A 14446-nucleotide genomic window follows, 5' to 3' on the forward strand; every position below is an offset into this window, starting at 1 on the left:
ATGCATGAAAGAAGCCCAGGGCTTTCGCAGCCCTGGGCCTTTCTTCAGCGGCAAGCCACTATCAGTGGAACTGCTCTTCCTCGGTCGAGCCGGTCAGCGCAGTCACCGACGATGCGCCACCCTGAATCACAGTGGTCATGTCGTCGAAGTAGCCAGTACCCACTTCCTGCTGGTGCGCCACGAAGGTGTAGCCCTTGCTGGCGTCAGCGAATTCCTGCTCCTGCAGCTTCACGTAGGCGGTCATGTCGTTGCGGGCGTAGTCGTGCGCCAGGTTGAACATGCCGTGCCACATGTTGTGGATGCCCGCCAGGGTGATGAACTGGTGCTTGTAGCCCATGGCCGACAGCTCGCGCTGGAACTTGGCGATGGTGGCGTCGTCCAGGTTCTTCTTCCAGTTGAAGGAAGGCGAGCAGTTGTACGACAGGATCTGGTCCGGGTACTCCTTCTTGATCGCTTCGGCGAAGCGACGGGCTTCGTCCAGGTCCGGCTTGGCGGTTTCGCACCAGATCAGGTCGGCGTATGGCGCGTAGGCCAGGCCGCGGGAGATGGCCTGGTCGAGGCCGGCGCGGACCTTGTAGAAGCCTTCACGTGTACGCTCGCCAATCACGAACGGCTGGTCGTACGGGTCGCAGTCGCTGGTCAGCAGGTCGGCGGCGTTGGCGTCGGTACGGGCCAGGATGATGGTCGGTACGCCCGACACGTCAGCTGCCAGGCGCGCGGCCACCAGCTTCTGTACGGCTTCCTGGGTTGGTACCAACACCTTGCCGCCCATGTGGCCGCATTTTTTAACCGAGGCCAGCTGGTCTTCGAAGTGCACGCCCGCGGCGCCTGCTTCGATCATGTTCTTCATCAGTTCGTAGGCGTTCAGTACGCCGCCGAAACCGGCTTCGGCGTCTGCCACGATAGGCGCGAAGTAGTCGATGTAGCCTTCGTCGCCCGGGTTCTTGCCGGCTTTCCACTGGATCTGGTCGGCGCGGCGGAACGAGTTGTTGATGCGCTTGACCACGGTCGGTACCGAGTCAACCGGGTACAGCGACTGGTCAGGGTACATCGACTCGGCCGAGTTGTTGTCGGCGGCAACCTGCCAGCCGGACAGGTAGATGGCCTGGATGCCAGCCTTTACCTGCTGTACTGCCTGGCCACCGGTCAGGGCGCCCATGCAGTTGACGAAATCTTTTTCTGGGCGGAAGGACGGGTGGGCACCTTGGGTGACCAGCTTCCACAGTTTTTCTGCACCTTGGCGGGCCAGGGTGTGCTCTGGCTGGAGGGAGCCACGCAGGCGAACGACATCAGCGGCGGTGTAGGTACGGGTCACGCCTTTCCAGCGCGGGTTTTCGGCCCAGTCTTTCTCGAGGGCTGCAATTTGCTGTTCGCGTGTCAGTGCCATGGAAATAAACCTCGTCGCATCGATCTTGGGTTAATTGTGCTGATGCTCGGGTGCAGATCAGGGCGCTTGGCGGCTGTCCTGTTCTAAGGAGTGCGGCGGCGAACGCGAAGGCTCGAAGGGGAAGGGTGGGCAGCCCAGGCGAAGGTGTGCTCCGGCAGGTCGGCTCGTGGTTGCCTTGCTGCGGTGCTACGCGATTGCCAGTACTGCGGTGATGCGCTTCCGTCCCTCGGGACAACTTCTTCGTTGCAGTCGCAATCCCGTCGAACCGCCTTGTGGGCCGTATAGACACGAGGCGCCTCCAGGGGTGGGAGGAGCACGCCTCGAAGGCCCTTGCCAGGGCCCCTGATTAGCGGGAGCGAGGCCATCATGCCCTTGGGAAAAAGACCCTGTCAAATGTTTTGTAGTGGTTTTTTTCGCTTACTACATCTTTGGTCTAATGCGACTTGTCAGTCAGTTTCAAGGCCTTTGGTCGAGGCCTTGAATTGCCTGGGATCAGTCGAGAAGGTCGACTTTTACCCGCAAAGTCATGTTTTCACCGCGCTGGGTGCTGTAACTGCGGCTTGACGCGCTCCGCTCGGCTTGGCTCTGCTGGTTGTAGCCTGCCAGGGTGATCCATTCACCGAGCTTTCCGGTGACTGTCGTGTCGGTACTTTGCACTTTCACTACATCTGCACGTTCCTGGCTGATGCGATCATTATTGGTGCTGATTTGCAGACGAACCGTGTCACCGCTCAAGCTTGGCGTGACGTAGAAGCCCTGGGTCACGTTGCGGTATTCGGTGTTGCTCTCTATGCGCCCATAGCCGTCGGTGCTGGTGCTGGTGATCGGGATGCTCTGGCCTACCTGAATGAGCGCAGGCTGGCCTTCGCTGGCTTGCACCTGCTGCATGCCGCCTTCGCGGTTGCTGGTGCCGTAGTGGATGACGCGTGCGTTGCCGCGGTTGTCCTGGAAATTGCTGTCGTTGTTGTCGACGCTGATCAGCAGCCGCTTGGGAGCAGTGTCCAGTTGCTGCAGCAAGGCGCGCAGGTCGTCGATGCGCTCGGGGCTGGCGTTGACGATCAGCTTGTTCTCGAAGGCGTTCACCGTGCCGTCCTTGCCGATGAATGCCTGCGCGGCAGGCAACAGTTCGGCGCTGGCGCGGTGCTGCAGCGGCACCACCTCGGTAGCGGCCTGCGCGGCGAGGCTGGCAAGCAGCAGCAGGGAAGTGAAAAGGGGGCGTAGCGGCATGTCCATGATCTCCGCAGGTGGAATGAACATGATGGCAAATTTGCCGGCTTCCTGCCGGATCTGGATCACGCCGGCGCTGTTCAGAAGGTCGTATTAACCTTATTTATCTTGTAGGCTATAAATTATAGTAGGCAAGATAATTGAGGATAATGACATGGCTGCTGTTCGCCCGCTCCTGCGCCGTGATCAACTGGCCAACGCTCTGGCCCAAGACCTGGCAGGCGAGTCGCTGATCGATTACAGCGCTGGCATGTTCCTGGCCGCGCCCCGGCGCACGGGCAAGAGCACCTTCCTCAACAACGACTTGATACCGGAATGCATACGGCGCGGCTGGCGACCGGTTTACGTGGACCTGTGGTCGGCCCGCCACGCGGCCCCGGCGCAGCTCATCAGTGGCGCCATCGGCACTGCGCTGGCCAGTTTCGAAGGTGCGCTGGCCAGGACCGCGAAAAAGGCTGGTATCGAAAAAATAAACCTGCTGCGCACCCTGAGCTGGGATTTCACCCGCCCGCAACTGCCTGCGGGTACTACCTTGGCGCAGGCACTTTCCGTGCTGCATCAAGTGTCAGGGCAGATGGTAGTGCTGATCATCGACGAGGCTCAGCACGCCCTTAACAGCGAAGATGGCCTCAATGCCATGTTCGCGCTGAAAGCCGCGCGTGACCACCTCAACCGTGGCGACCGTCCGGACGGCTTGCGCCTGGTGTTCACAGGCTCCAGCCGCGACAAGCTGGCCAACCTGGTACTCAAGAGCAAGCAGCCGTTCTTTGGTGCCACCATCACGCCGTTCCCGTTACTGGGGCGGGAATATGTCGAATTCATCACGGGTTTGTGGAACCGGCGCCTGGCCGATAGCAATCAGTTCAAGGTAGAGGACCTGGCGTACGCTTTCGAGCTGGTCGGCCGTCGCCCGGAAATGCTCAACAAGCTGTTGGCCGAAGTCAGCGTCGGCCTGGGTGAGGCGGGCAACTTGGGCGATCTGCTGCGCACTGGGGCACTCAACCATCAGGCTGGTGTCTGGAGTGACTACGAAAGTGCCTGGAACGAGCTTTCGCCGTTGCAGCAGGCGGTGCTTGAGGTAATGGCCGAGCGCACGCTAGGCCGACATCCGTTCTCGCCGTTCACAGAGCAGACCTTGATCGACATCAGACGCAAGCTGGAGCAGGCCCAGGCAGAAGCCAACGCCAATACGCCTAACGTACAGAAGGCCCTCGATGCTCTGCGCGACAAGGAGCTGGTGTGGAAGGCCAATCGTGGCGAGTACGCGCTGGAGGATGCTTCCATGGCTGAATGGCTTGCCCGCGACAAGGCAGTTGCTGGCCGTAGATGAACCTTTGAGTTGTCCCGCCAGTCGCACTCAGAGGGAGTGCATGGGGTGATCGCATGAGGGGTGGCCTGTTCTTGCTGTTGTGGCTTTGTAGCCTTGGTGCAGAGGTAGCAGCCGATGGGCTGCGCATCAAGCAACTGCAGCGCTGCGGCGACCTGCTCGGCGAAGGCGGGCAGCAATGGTGCCTGCGTGCCGAGGGGCTCGGTGCAGATGTGCCAAAGGTATGGCTGGGCGGTGTGCGACTGCCAACAGCTGATATCGAGCGCAAAGGTGACCGGCTTACCCTGAACCTGGCGAAAAAAGCCCAGCGCAGCGCGCCCCTTTGGCTGGAATATGATGGGCGCACCAGCAACCCGATCTGGCTAACCCGCCAGCGCAGTCATGTTGTAGCAGCAGGGCCTGATGAAGTGGCCAAGAACATGGATGGCCTGACTACCTATGTCGATCTGGTCAGCCTGTTGATCGAAGAACAACACGACGGCCTTGGCGAGGCCCGGCGCATTGCCGGTAAATACGGCGCCCAGGTTGTCGGTGCCATACCGCCGCTGAATGTCTATCAGCTGCGCTTACCGGTGGACGACCTGGTGCAGCGTGACGCGATGATCCTGCGCATGGGCAGTGAGGTCAGCGTGGATGCCGTAATTGTCGAGGAGTCCGCCCCGGAGGGTGGGGAAGAGGGCAGCGGGCGCGACACCAGGGCCATCGACCAAGCGGATGAATGGGCGGCCAACCGCTTCATGGACGCGCTGTATTTCTACCAGCGACGGATTGGCGCCTCGCGCTTGCCGGTGCAGCCCGTGCGGGTCGGGGTAATCGAGCGTGAAGTGGACTTTGACGCCCCGGGGTTCAGCCAATACCGAGGCGGCTGCGAACAGGGTCAGACGTGCGTGTATGCTCGCGACGGTGATCGCCCGACAAGCCACGGTAGCCATGTCGCAGGCATTCTCGCCGCGCAGGGTGAGGGTTTTTTGCCGGGGCTGGGCAAGCACAGCCCTGGCTTCGAGATGATTGTAGAGCGCAACTCGGATGCAGGTATCACCGCCAACATTGCTGCATCGGTGAACCTGGTCGAGGATGGCGTGCGGGTGCTGAACTGGAGCTGGGGCATCCACCGGGTCGGCGCACGCGACGTCAACGGTGATGAGGTTGATTCGCTGGTGCGTTCCGGGCTGGCGATGAGTGGCTACGAGGAGTTGCTTGAGGAGTTCTTCCTCTGGCTGCGCAAAGAGCACCCGGATGTGGTGGTGGTGAATTCGGCGGGCAACGGTGCGTCGTGGTCAGGTACCGATGAATACCGCCTGCCGTCGTCGTTCATCACCGAACAACTGCTGGTGGTGGGCGGGCACCAGCGCAGCGACAAGGCGACGGCGGTCGAAGCCCCCGACCATGTGCGCAAGCGCCACAGTTCCAACATCGACATGCGCGTGGATGTCAGTGCTGCTGCCTGCATACGCCCGGCGGCTGCCGCGGCTGCGCATTGCGGCACATCGTACGCAACACCCCTGGTGACTGCCACCGTGGCGGCGATGCTGTCGATCAACCCGGCCCTGACCCCGGAACAGGTGCGCATGCTGTTGCGGCGCAGTGCCCTGACCCTGGGCACCGAGCAGGATTTCGAGGCGATGGATGCCGAAGACCTGACGGCGCCGATCCTGCCTTCGGAGCGTGGTGGGCGCCTGAACCACCCCGACTTGGGGCGTTCGGCGCGCCTGGACATGCAGCGCGCGCTGGACCTGGCAGTGCAGAGCCGGGAGCGGGTGCGCTGAACGGTGGCCGCTGTCAGACAAATTCCGTAACATCGCGGCCCTCGTTTTTGTAACGTCCGCCCGCACTGCCCCACAGGAAGCCCATGAAGCCCGCCCGACTACGCGCCGACCTGCTCGCCGGCCTGACCACCTCGTTCGCCTTGGTGCCCGAGTGCATCGCCTTTGCCCTGGTGGCTCATCTCAACCCGCTGATGGGCCTGTATGGCGCTTTCATCATCTGCACCCTTACGGCGCTGTTTGGCGGTCGACCGGGGATGATTTCCGGCGCGGCCGGCTCGATGGCGGTGGTGATCGTGGCACTCGTTGTGCAGCACGGCGCGCAATACCTGCTGGCCACGGTTTTGCTGGGTGGCGTGGTGATGATCCTGTTCGGCTTGCTACGGCTGGGTAAACTGGTGCGCCTGGTGCCGTACCCGGTCATGCTCGGCTTCGTCAACGGCCTGGCCATCGTCATTGCCATGGCGCAGCTTGAGCACTTCAAGGCGGGTGAGCACTGGCTCAGCGGCGCGCCGCTGTACCTGATGATCGGCCTGGTGGCACTCACCATGGCGGTGGTCTACGTCCTGCCGAAACTGACCCGTGCGGTGCCGCCAGCGTTGGTGGCGATCCTTGGCGTGGGCCTGCTGGTGTACCTGCTCGGCCTGCCCACCCGCACTTTGGGCGACATGGCGCACATCGCCGGTGGCCTGCCGGGGCTGGCACTGCCGGATGTGCCCTGGAACCTGGAAACCCTGAAGATCATCGCCCCCTACGCCGTGCTGATGGCCATGGTCGGCCTGCTGGAAACCTTGCTCACCCTCAACCTGACCGATGAAGTGACCGAGAGCCGTGGCTTTCCGGACCGCGAGTGCGTGGCATTGGGCGCGGCGAACATGGTTTCGGGCCTGTGCGGTGGGATGGGTGGTTGCGCAATGATCGGCCAGACGGTGATCAACCTCAGTTCCAATGGCCGCGGCCGGCTGTCCGGGGTAGTGGCCGGGGTGATGATCTTGCTGTTCGTGTTGTTCCTGTCGCCGCTGATCGAGCGTATTCCGCTGGCGGCGCTGGTCGGGGTTATGTTCGTGGTGGCTCAGCAGACCTTCGCCTGGGCGTCGCTGCGGGTGCTGCACAAGGTGCCGGTGAACGATGTGCTGGCGATCATTGCAGTGACCGTGGTCACCGTGTTTACCGACCTGGCCATGGCGGTGCTGTTCGGCATCATCATCGCGGCGCTGAACTTTGCCTGGCAGCATGCGCGGGAACTCTATGCGGACAGCCATGAGGATGCGGAAGGCGGCAAGCGTTATCAGGTCCATGGCACGCTGTTCTTTGCCTCGACCGCCTCGTTCCTCAACCAGTTTGACCCGGCCCAGGACCCGACCCAGGTCACGCTGGATTGCCAGCATTTGAGTTTTGTCGACTATTCGGCGGTTGCGGCGCTCAAGACCCTGCGTGAGCGGTATGCGAAGGCGGGCAAGCATTTGCGCGTGGTGCATTTGTCAGAGCGGTGCAAGAAACTGTTGAAGCGGGCTGGCGAGCAACATTGAAAATTATGGCTGCCTGTACCGGCCTCTTCGCGGTTAAAACCGCTCCTACAAGGGTATGCGATCCCTTGTGGGAGCGGCTTTAGCCGCGAAGGGGGCGGGACAGGAGAGCCGCTTACTCCCCGCGGTTTTTCTTGACGATGCCATCGGCAATGCTCGCCGGGGCTTCGGCATAGCGGGTGAACTCCATCGAGAAGCTGGCCCGGCCCTGGGTCATCGAACGCATCGAGGTGGCGTAGCCGAACATCTCGCCCAACGGCACTTCGGCACGGATCACCTTGCCGGCCGGTGTTTCGTCACCGTCCTGGATCATCCCGCGGCGCCGGCTGAGGTCGCCCAGAATGTCGCCCTGGTATTCCTCCGGCGTCACCACCTCCACTTTCATCACCGGTTCCAGCAACACCGCGCCGCCTTTCTGCGACAGCTGCTTGGTGGCCATCGAAGCCGCGATCTTGTAGGCCATTTCGTTGGAGTCGACATCGTGGTACGAACCGTCGAACACGGCGGCCTTGAGGCTGATAAGCGGGTAGCCGGCAAGCACGCCGTTCTTCATCTGCTCTTCGATACCCTTCTGGATCGCCGGGATGTACTCGCGCGGTACCACGCCGCCAACGATTTCGTTGATGAACTCCAGACCTTCCTTGCCTTCGTCGCCGGGGGCGAAACGGATCCAGCAATGGCCATACTGGCCACGGCCGCCGGACTGGCGCACAAAACGCCCCTCGATTTCGCAGGTGTTGCGGATTTTTTCCCGGTAGGCCACCTGCGGCTTGCCGATGTTGGCCTCGACGTTGAACTCGCGGCGCATGCGGTCGACGATGATGTCCAGGTGCAACTCGCCCATGCCCGAGATGATGGTCTGGCCGGTTTCTTCGTCGGTACGCACGCGGAATGACGGGTCTTCCTGGGCCAGCTTGCCCAGGGCGATGCCCATTTTTTCCTGGTCGGCCTTGGTCTTGGGCTCCACGGCCACGGAAATCACCGGGTCAGGGAAGTCCATGCGTTCGAGGATGATCGGTTTGTCCATGTCGCACAGGGTGTCGCCGGTGGTCACGTCCTTCATGCCGATCAGCGCGGCGATGTCGCCGGCGCACACGTCCTTGATTTCGGCACGCTGGTTGGCATGCATCTGCACCATGCGGCCGATGCGTTCCTTCTTGCCTTTAACCGAGTTGAGTACCGCGTTGCCTGAGCTGAGCACGCCGGAATAAACGCGGGCGAAGGTGAGGGTGCCGACGAATGGATCGGTGGCAATCTTGAAAGCCAGGGCCGAGAACGGCTCTTTGTCGTCGGCGTGCCGTTCCAGGTGCTTGTCTTCATCGTCCGGGTCGGTGCCGCGAATGGCGGGGATTTCCGACGGGGCGGGCAGGTAGTCGATTACCGCATCGAGCATCAGCGGTACGCCCTTGTTCTTGAAAGAGGAGCCGAGGATGGTCGGAACGATTTCGTTGGCGATGGTGCGTTTGCGCAAACCGGCCTTGATCTCGTCGATGCTCAGCTCTTCGCCTTCGAGAAACTTGTTGAGCAGTTCGTCATTGGCCTCGGCGGCTGCTTCTACCATGTGCGCGCGCCATTCGTCGGCAAGCGTCTGCAGTTCGGCGGGTATGTCTTCTTCGCGGTAGCTGGTGCCGTGGTCAGCGTCGTTCCAGTAGATGGCTTTCATCTTCACCAGGTCGATCTGGCCGATGAAGTTCTCCTCGCTGCCGATGGCCAGCTGGATCGGTACCGGGTGGTGCCCCAGGCGTTGGTCGATCTGCTTGACCACACGCAGGAAGTCGGCACCCTGGCGGTCCATCTTGTTGATGTAGGCCAGGCGTGGCACATGGTATTTGTTGGCCTGGCGCCAGACCGTCTCGGACTGTGGCTCTACCCCGTCAGCACCGCTGAACACCACCACCGCGCCATCGAGCACGCGCAACGAGCGCTCCACCTCGATGGTGAAGTCGACGTGGCCGGGGGTGTCGATGATGTTGAAGCGGTACTTGTGCTCAAACTGCTTGGTCGAGCCTTGCCAGAACGCCGTGGTCGCCGCCGAGGTGATGGTGATGCCGCGTTCCTGCTCCTGGGCCATCCAGTCCATGGTCGCCGCGCCATCGTGCACCTCGCCCATCTTGTGGTTGACCCCGGTGTAGAACAGGATCCGCTCGGTAGTGGTGGTCTTGCCGGCGTCCACGTGGGCGACGATGCCAATATTGCGGTACAGCTCGATGGGCGTTGTGCGGGCCATGGCGGACTACCTGCGAATGGGCGGATTCCACCACGTTAGCAGACCGGTGGAATCCTGCCCTGCCGCCGGGCCGTCAGTCGGCCTGGGCTTGCAGCATCCACTGGCCATCCACTTCACGGGCCAGGCCGCTGGCCGTCAGCAGCGCCAGCAGACGGGAGTGCAGGGCGGCTTCGGTGAAGGTCTTGAGGGTGGTCAGGTCCAGTGTGCCGACCAGGTTGAGGTCGGCCTTGGTGTACGAAAGCCAGGCCTTTTTCAGTACCTGGGCGACATCGCTGCCCGAGGTGCTGGCGAAGCGGCGGTGGCACTGGCGGCTTTCGAAGGTGAAGGTGTGGGCGTGGCTGTAGGTGCTTTCGTCGCCATCTTCAGTGCAGCGGTGGCAGCGGCACGGGCCTTCGCCGAAGGCGTTGCGCAGGTAGCTGTTGAAGTCCACGACGGGCTTGAGGGACAGGCGTTTGTCGACATCGAACAGGTCGGCGATCAGGGGTTCTTCGGCGCTCACTCGGGATCCTCGTGTGGTGTGGCGTGCATCGGCGGGCACCCTAACAGATCGGGGCATTCAGATCACCTGTAGAGACAACAGAGACCGCCTGCCGTACTCTACGCGCCCTTACGCCTATACACCCACTGAGGTAACCCCGCTTGAGCACCAAGTACCCGTACACCGCCACCGTGACCATCAGCGCCGAAGACCGTGGCGGAGATACCGAAGCTTCGGAAAACCCCAGCATGCGCGTGGGCCTGGAAGCGGTGACCGAAACCCTGAAGAAGGTGCATTTCGTCGGTACGCTCGCGGCACCTGAAAAACAGGCCACGCACATCTGCGTGACCCTGGAGAACGGCCTGACCTACTACGGCCCGATCGTCAACGGCCACGCCGAACTCGAAGGCGGCTGGATCGCCTTCGAATCCGACATGCTGACCCCCGAAGAACTGGGCCTGTAAGCCTCAGTTCAGCTCCACCAGGCACTGCTCGAGGATATCCAGGCCTTCCTCGAGCACCTCGGCCTCGATGGTCAACGGTGCCAGCAGGCGGATGATGTGCCGCGCCTTGCCGCTGGGCATCAGCAGCAAGCCCTTGGCCCGTGCCGACTCCATTACCTTGGCCAGTTGCGCCGGCGCCGGGCTGCCGTCGGCATTGACGAATTCGATGCCGCGCATGGCGCCCACACCCGTCAGGCGGCCGATGTACGGGCTCAGGCCCGACGCCTTCCAGCGCTGGTGGCGGCTGACGATGGCCTGCTCCTGGCGCTCACCCCAGGTGGCGATGTTCTCGTCGGTCATCTGCGCCAGGCTGGCCAACGCCGCCGCACAGGCAATCGGGTTGCCCGAATAGGTGCCACCGAGGCCGCCCTTGGGCAGTGCTGCCATCAATTCCTTGCGCCCGACCACCGCACCCAGCGGCATGCCGCCGGCAATGCTCTTGGCCAGCAGCAGCAGGTCGGGCTCGAGCCCTAAGCGCGGGAAGGCGAAGCGCTGGCCGGTGCGGCCGAAGCCGGACTGGATCTCGTCGATGATGATCAGGATGCCGTGTTGGTCGCAGAAGCGGCGCAAGGCTTGGGCGAAGGCCGGGTCGAGGGCGAGGAAACCGCCTTCGCCCTGCACCGGTTCGAGGATGAACGCTGCCACGTCTTCCACGGGCAGCTCGACGCTGAACAGGCGTTCCATGGCCTTGAGTGCCTGCTCGCAGGTAACCCCGGTATCCACGCCAGGGTAGGGCAGGTGGTACACCGGCCCGGGCAGCTCGCCGACCCGTTGCTTGTACGGTGCCACCTTGCCGTTGAGGTTCAGGGTGGCCAGGGTGCGGCCATGGAAACCGCCGTCGAAGGCAATGATGGCGCGCTTGCCTGTAGCACCGCGGGCAACCTTCAGGGCGTTTTCTGCCGCTTCCGCACCGCTGTTGGTGAGCATGCCGGCCAACGGGTAGCTGACCGGTACGAACTGGCTCAGCTGTTCCATCAGCGCCAGGTACGGGCCATGGGGCGCGGCGTTGAAGGCATAGTGGGTCAGGCGGGTGGCCTGGGCCTGGATCGCTTCGACCACGGCGGGGTTGCAGTGGCCCAGGTTGAGCACGCCGATACCGCCGACAAAGTCGATGTAACGTTTGCCGTCGGTGTCCCAGACTTCGGCATTGCGGCCATGGGAAAGTGTGATCGGGTGAACGATGGCGATGGATTGGCTGATACTTTCCTGGTTCATGGGCACGCGGGACCTTTGTTCAAGTTTCTTATTATCCAAGCGTGTTGAGGGGTTATGCCGCAAACGAATTATTCGATTGCGGTCATTCCCTGAATTCGTGATCTGGCCGGTTTTTGCGACTACCATTCCGGCCCTATCGCCGGCAAGCCAGCTCCCACAGGCACGGCGCAGGTTTTGATGGCTGTGGAGTACCTGTGGGAGCTGGCTTGCCGGCGATAGGGCCAGTGCAAGAACAATCAGTCCCCCTCAGCCACCCGCTCCCGGATCCACTGCACAAAGGCCCTGATCTTGGGCACTTCGGCAGCATGCTCGGCATGCGCGATAAAGTGCTTGCCGTTGCTCGCCACCGGGTGGTCCCAGGCCACCACCAGCTTGCCCTCGCTCAGCTCCTCGGCCACCAGGTAGCGCGGAATCAGGGCGATACCGCAGCCGGCAATCGCCGCGCGAATGCACAGGTAGAACGTGTCGAAACGCGGCCCGTGGTAGCTGTTCTGGCTGTGCAGCCCCAACCCCAGGAACCATTCATGCCAGGCCTCTGGCCGTGACACGCACTGCAACAGGCGGTGCTCGGTCAGCGCCTGGGCGCTTTCAAAGGGGTGGTTGGCCAGCAACTGCGGGCTGCACACCGGCACCACTTCTTCGCTGAACAGCTCGATGCAGGTTGCCCCAGGCCAAGTGCCCTGGCCGAAGAAAAAGGCCACGTCGGCCTTGGCCTGCACCAGGTCGAATGGCTCCAGTTCGTTGCGCACATCCAGGTGGATACGGGGGTAGCGATCGCCGAAACCCTTGAGTTTGGGCACCAGCCAGCGCGCACCAAAGGTGGGCTGGGTGGCGATGCGCAGTACTTCGGTTTCGTCGCCGTAGCTGAGGATGTAGCGGCTGGAAATATCGATCTGGGTGAGGATCTTGTTCACTTCGGTGAGGTACAGCGCGCCGGCCGGTGTCAGGTGCAGGCGCCGACGAATGCGCTGGAACAGCGAGTGCGAAAGCATGTCTTCGAGCTGCGCGACCTGCTTGCTGACGGCGCTCTGGGTCAGGTGCAGTTCCTGGGCCGCGCGGGTGAAGCTGAGGTGGCGGGCGGCCGCTTCGAAGCACTGAAGGGCGGTGGTCGAAGGCATCAGGCGTTTGGACATGACAGGCAAATACCGAGCAAAAAAGGAAGGAGTTCATTCCAAAGCGGAATCATGTGGTTCGAAAAGGTCGTTTGTTGACCCCGGCCTATAGATTAATACTGACCTGGATCAACGATTACAACCGGTCATGTGAAGAGGAGGTCTGTACCCGCTTCCGGCATCTGCAAAACAACAAAAACGACTATCAGAAATTTACAAGAATTCTGCTCCGACCTTCAGCCGCCTCAAAGCGGCCGACCCATTCGAGGGTTCTTCATGGCTTCGCAAGACAACAAGAAACAGCGTTCCCTGCAGCACGGCCTGACCTCCCGTCAGGTTTCCATGATCTCCATTGCCGGCATCATCGGCGCCGGCCTGTTCATCGGCTCGTCGAACGCCATCGCCACCGCCGGCCCGGCCATCCTCATTTCTTACGCCATGACCGGCCTGCTGGTATTGCTGGTGATGCGCATGCTGGGCGAAATGGCCATCGCCAACCCTAACAGCGGGTCGTTCTCCACCTATGCCTCCGAGGCCATCGGCCCTTGGGCAGGCTTTACCATCGGCTGGTTGTACTGGTGGTTCTGGGTGCTGATCATTCCGGTCGAGGCGATTGCCGGCGCCGACATCCTGCATGCTTACTTCCCAGGCGTACCGTCCTGGTTGTTCGCCTTCCTCATCATGCTGGTGCTGTCGGGTACCAACCTGATCAGCGTGAAGAACTTCGGCGCCTTCGAGTACTGGTTCGCGCTGGTCAAGGTGGTGGCGATCATTGCCTTCATCGTGGTCTGCAGCCTGGCGGTGTTCGGCTTCTGGCCGCTGGCCGAGGTGTCCGGGGTCAGCCGGCTGTGGGAAAACGGCGGCTTCATGCCCAACGGGTTCGGCACTGTGCTCGGTGGCGTGCTGATCACCATCTTCTCGTTCTTCGGCGCCGAAATCGTCACCATTGCCGCTGACGAAACCGCCAACCCGAAAGACAAGATCCGCCGTGCCACCAACCTGGTGGTGTACCGCATTGCCATCTTCTACCTGGCGTCGATCTTCCTGGTGGTGTCGCTGGTAGCCTGGAACGACCCCGCGCTGAAAGCGGTCGGTTCGTTCCAGCGCGTGCTGGAAGTGCTGAACGTGCCGGGCGCCAAGCTGCTGGTCGACCTGGTGGTACTGGTGGCGGTGACCAGCTGCATGAACTCGGGCTTGTACACCGCGTCACGCATGCTCTATTCGCTGGGCGCCCGCGGCCAGGCACTGAGCATGACCAAGCGTATCTCCGGTTCGGGCGTGCCGACCGTGGCGGTCATCTTCTCGACGCTGGCCGGTTTTGCCGGGTGCCTGGTCAACTATGTGTTCCCGGGTAAGGTCTTCGGCTTCTTGCTGTCCACCACCGGCGCCATCGCCTTGCTGGTGTACTTGGTGATTGCCGTGTCGCAGCTGCGCATGCGTGCCCGCGCCGACCGTGAAGGGCGCCCGCTGGAGCTGAAGATGTGGCTGTTCCCATGGCTGACCTGGCTGGTGATCGGCACCATCGTCATGGTGCTGGGCTACATGCTGTTCAGCGATGCCTACCGCTATGAAACGCTGATGACCGCTGGGGTGACTGCGTTCATCCTGCTGGTTTCGCTGACCCAGCGGCATGCCAAGGTGGTTGCCCAGGCGGCCTGATGTATCTGCTTTAATGGGGGCG

11 protein-coding genes are annotated in these 14446 nt (G+C 62.2%); 5 read left to right on the top strand and 6 right to left on the bottom strand.

Annotated features, from left to right (window positions below):
* Positions 1–61: 61 nt before the first annotated feature.
* Complete coding sequence (gene aceA, locus ACN6NG_RS08015; RefSeq protein WP_012273289.1) at positions 62–1387, bottom strand: isocitrate lyase; 1326 nt, start codon at positions 1385–1387, stop codon at positions 62–64.
* Between the two features lie 492 nt (positions 1388–1879).
* Positions 1880–2644 carry a secretin N-terminal domain-containing protein gene (locus tag ACN6NG_RS08020; RefSeq protein WP_474313456.1) on the bottom strand — a complete coding sequence of 255 codons (765 nt, stop codon included), beginning with the start codon at positions 2642–2644 and terminating at the stop codon, positions 1880–1882.
* Positions 2645–2768: 124 nt separating this feature from the next.
* On the opposite strand from ACN6NG_RS08020, the gene ACN6NG_RS08025 reads away from it, so the two are divergent.
* The 3 genes from ACN6NG_RS08025 (at position 2769) to ACN6NG_RS08035 (ending at position 7233) form a co-directional block, all read left to right on the top strand.
* Complete coding sequence (locus ACN6NG_RS08025; RefSeq protein ID WP_474313415.1) at positions 2769–3944, top strand: ATP-binding protein; 1176 nt, start codon at positions 2769–2771, stop codon at positions 3942–3944.
* A gap of 53 nt (positions 3945–3997) precedes the next feature.
* Positions 3998–5707 (top strand): S8/S53 family peptidase, encoded by a 1710-nt coding sequence (locus ACN6NG_RS08030; RefSeq protein WP_474313417.1) that lies wholly within the window; start codon positions 3998–4000, stop codon positions 5705–5707.
* Positions 5708–5790: 83 nt separating this feature from the next.
* Positions 5791–7233, top strand: a complete 1443-nt coding sequence (locus ACN6NG_RS08035; RefSeq protein ID WP_353456828.1) for a SulP family inorganic anion transporter — start codon at positions 5791–5793, stop codon at positions 7231–7233.
* Positions 7234–7345: 112 nt separating this feature from the next.
* Here the strand turns inward: ACN6NG_RS08035 and fusA are convergent, their stop codons facing one another.
* Complete coding sequence (gene fusA, locus ACN6NG_RS08040) at positions 7346–9457, bottom strand: elongation factor G (RefSeq protein ID WP_063424917.1); 2112 nt, start codon at positions 9455–9457, stop codon at positions 7346–7348.
* Between the two features lie 73 nt (positions 9458–9530).
* Entirely contained in the window at positions 9531–9956 is a 426-nt protein-coding gene (locus ACN6NG_RS08045; RefSeq protein ID WP_474313420.1) for a hypothetical protein, read from the bottom strand.
* Positions 9957–10096: 140 nt separating this feature from the next.
* Here ACN6NG_RS08045 and ACN6NG_RS08050 point away from each other — a divergent pair, with 140 nt between their 5' ends.
* Positions 10097–10399: a hypothetical protein gene (locus ACN6NG_RS08050; protein WP_016488209.1), complete on the top strand. Its 303-nt coding sequence runs from the start codon at positions 10097–10099 to the stop codon at positions 10397–10399.
* A 3-nt stretch (positions 10400–10402) separates the two neighbouring features.
* Here the strand turns inward: ACN6NG_RS08050 and ACN6NG_RS08055 are convergent, their stop codons facing one another.
* Both ACN6NG_RS08055 and gcvA read right to left on the bottom strand, forming a co-directional pair.
* Entirely contained in the window at positions 10403–11653 is a 1251-nt protein-coding gene (locus ACN6NG_RS08055; protein ID WP_474313422.1) for a 2-aminoadipate transaminase, read from the bottom strand.
* 236 nt (positions 11654–11889) lie between these two features.
* A complete protein-coding gene (gcvA, locus tag ACN6NG_RS08060; protein WP_016488207.1) occupies positions 11890–12786 on the bottom strand; it encodes a transcriptional regulator GcvA in 897 nt (298 codons plus the stop codon).
* Between the two features lie 255 nt (positions 12787–13041).
* Between gcvA and ACN6NG_RS08065 the strand changes: the two genes are divergently transcribed.
* Complete coding sequence (locus ACN6NG_RS08065; protein WP_063424918.1) at positions 13042–14424, top strand: amino acid permease; 1383 nt, start codon at positions 13042–13044, stop codon at positions 14422–14424.
* Positions 14425–14446 lie beyond the last annotated feature (22 nt).

It is taken from the genome of Pseudomonas sp. TSO6, from assembly GCF_056098905.1.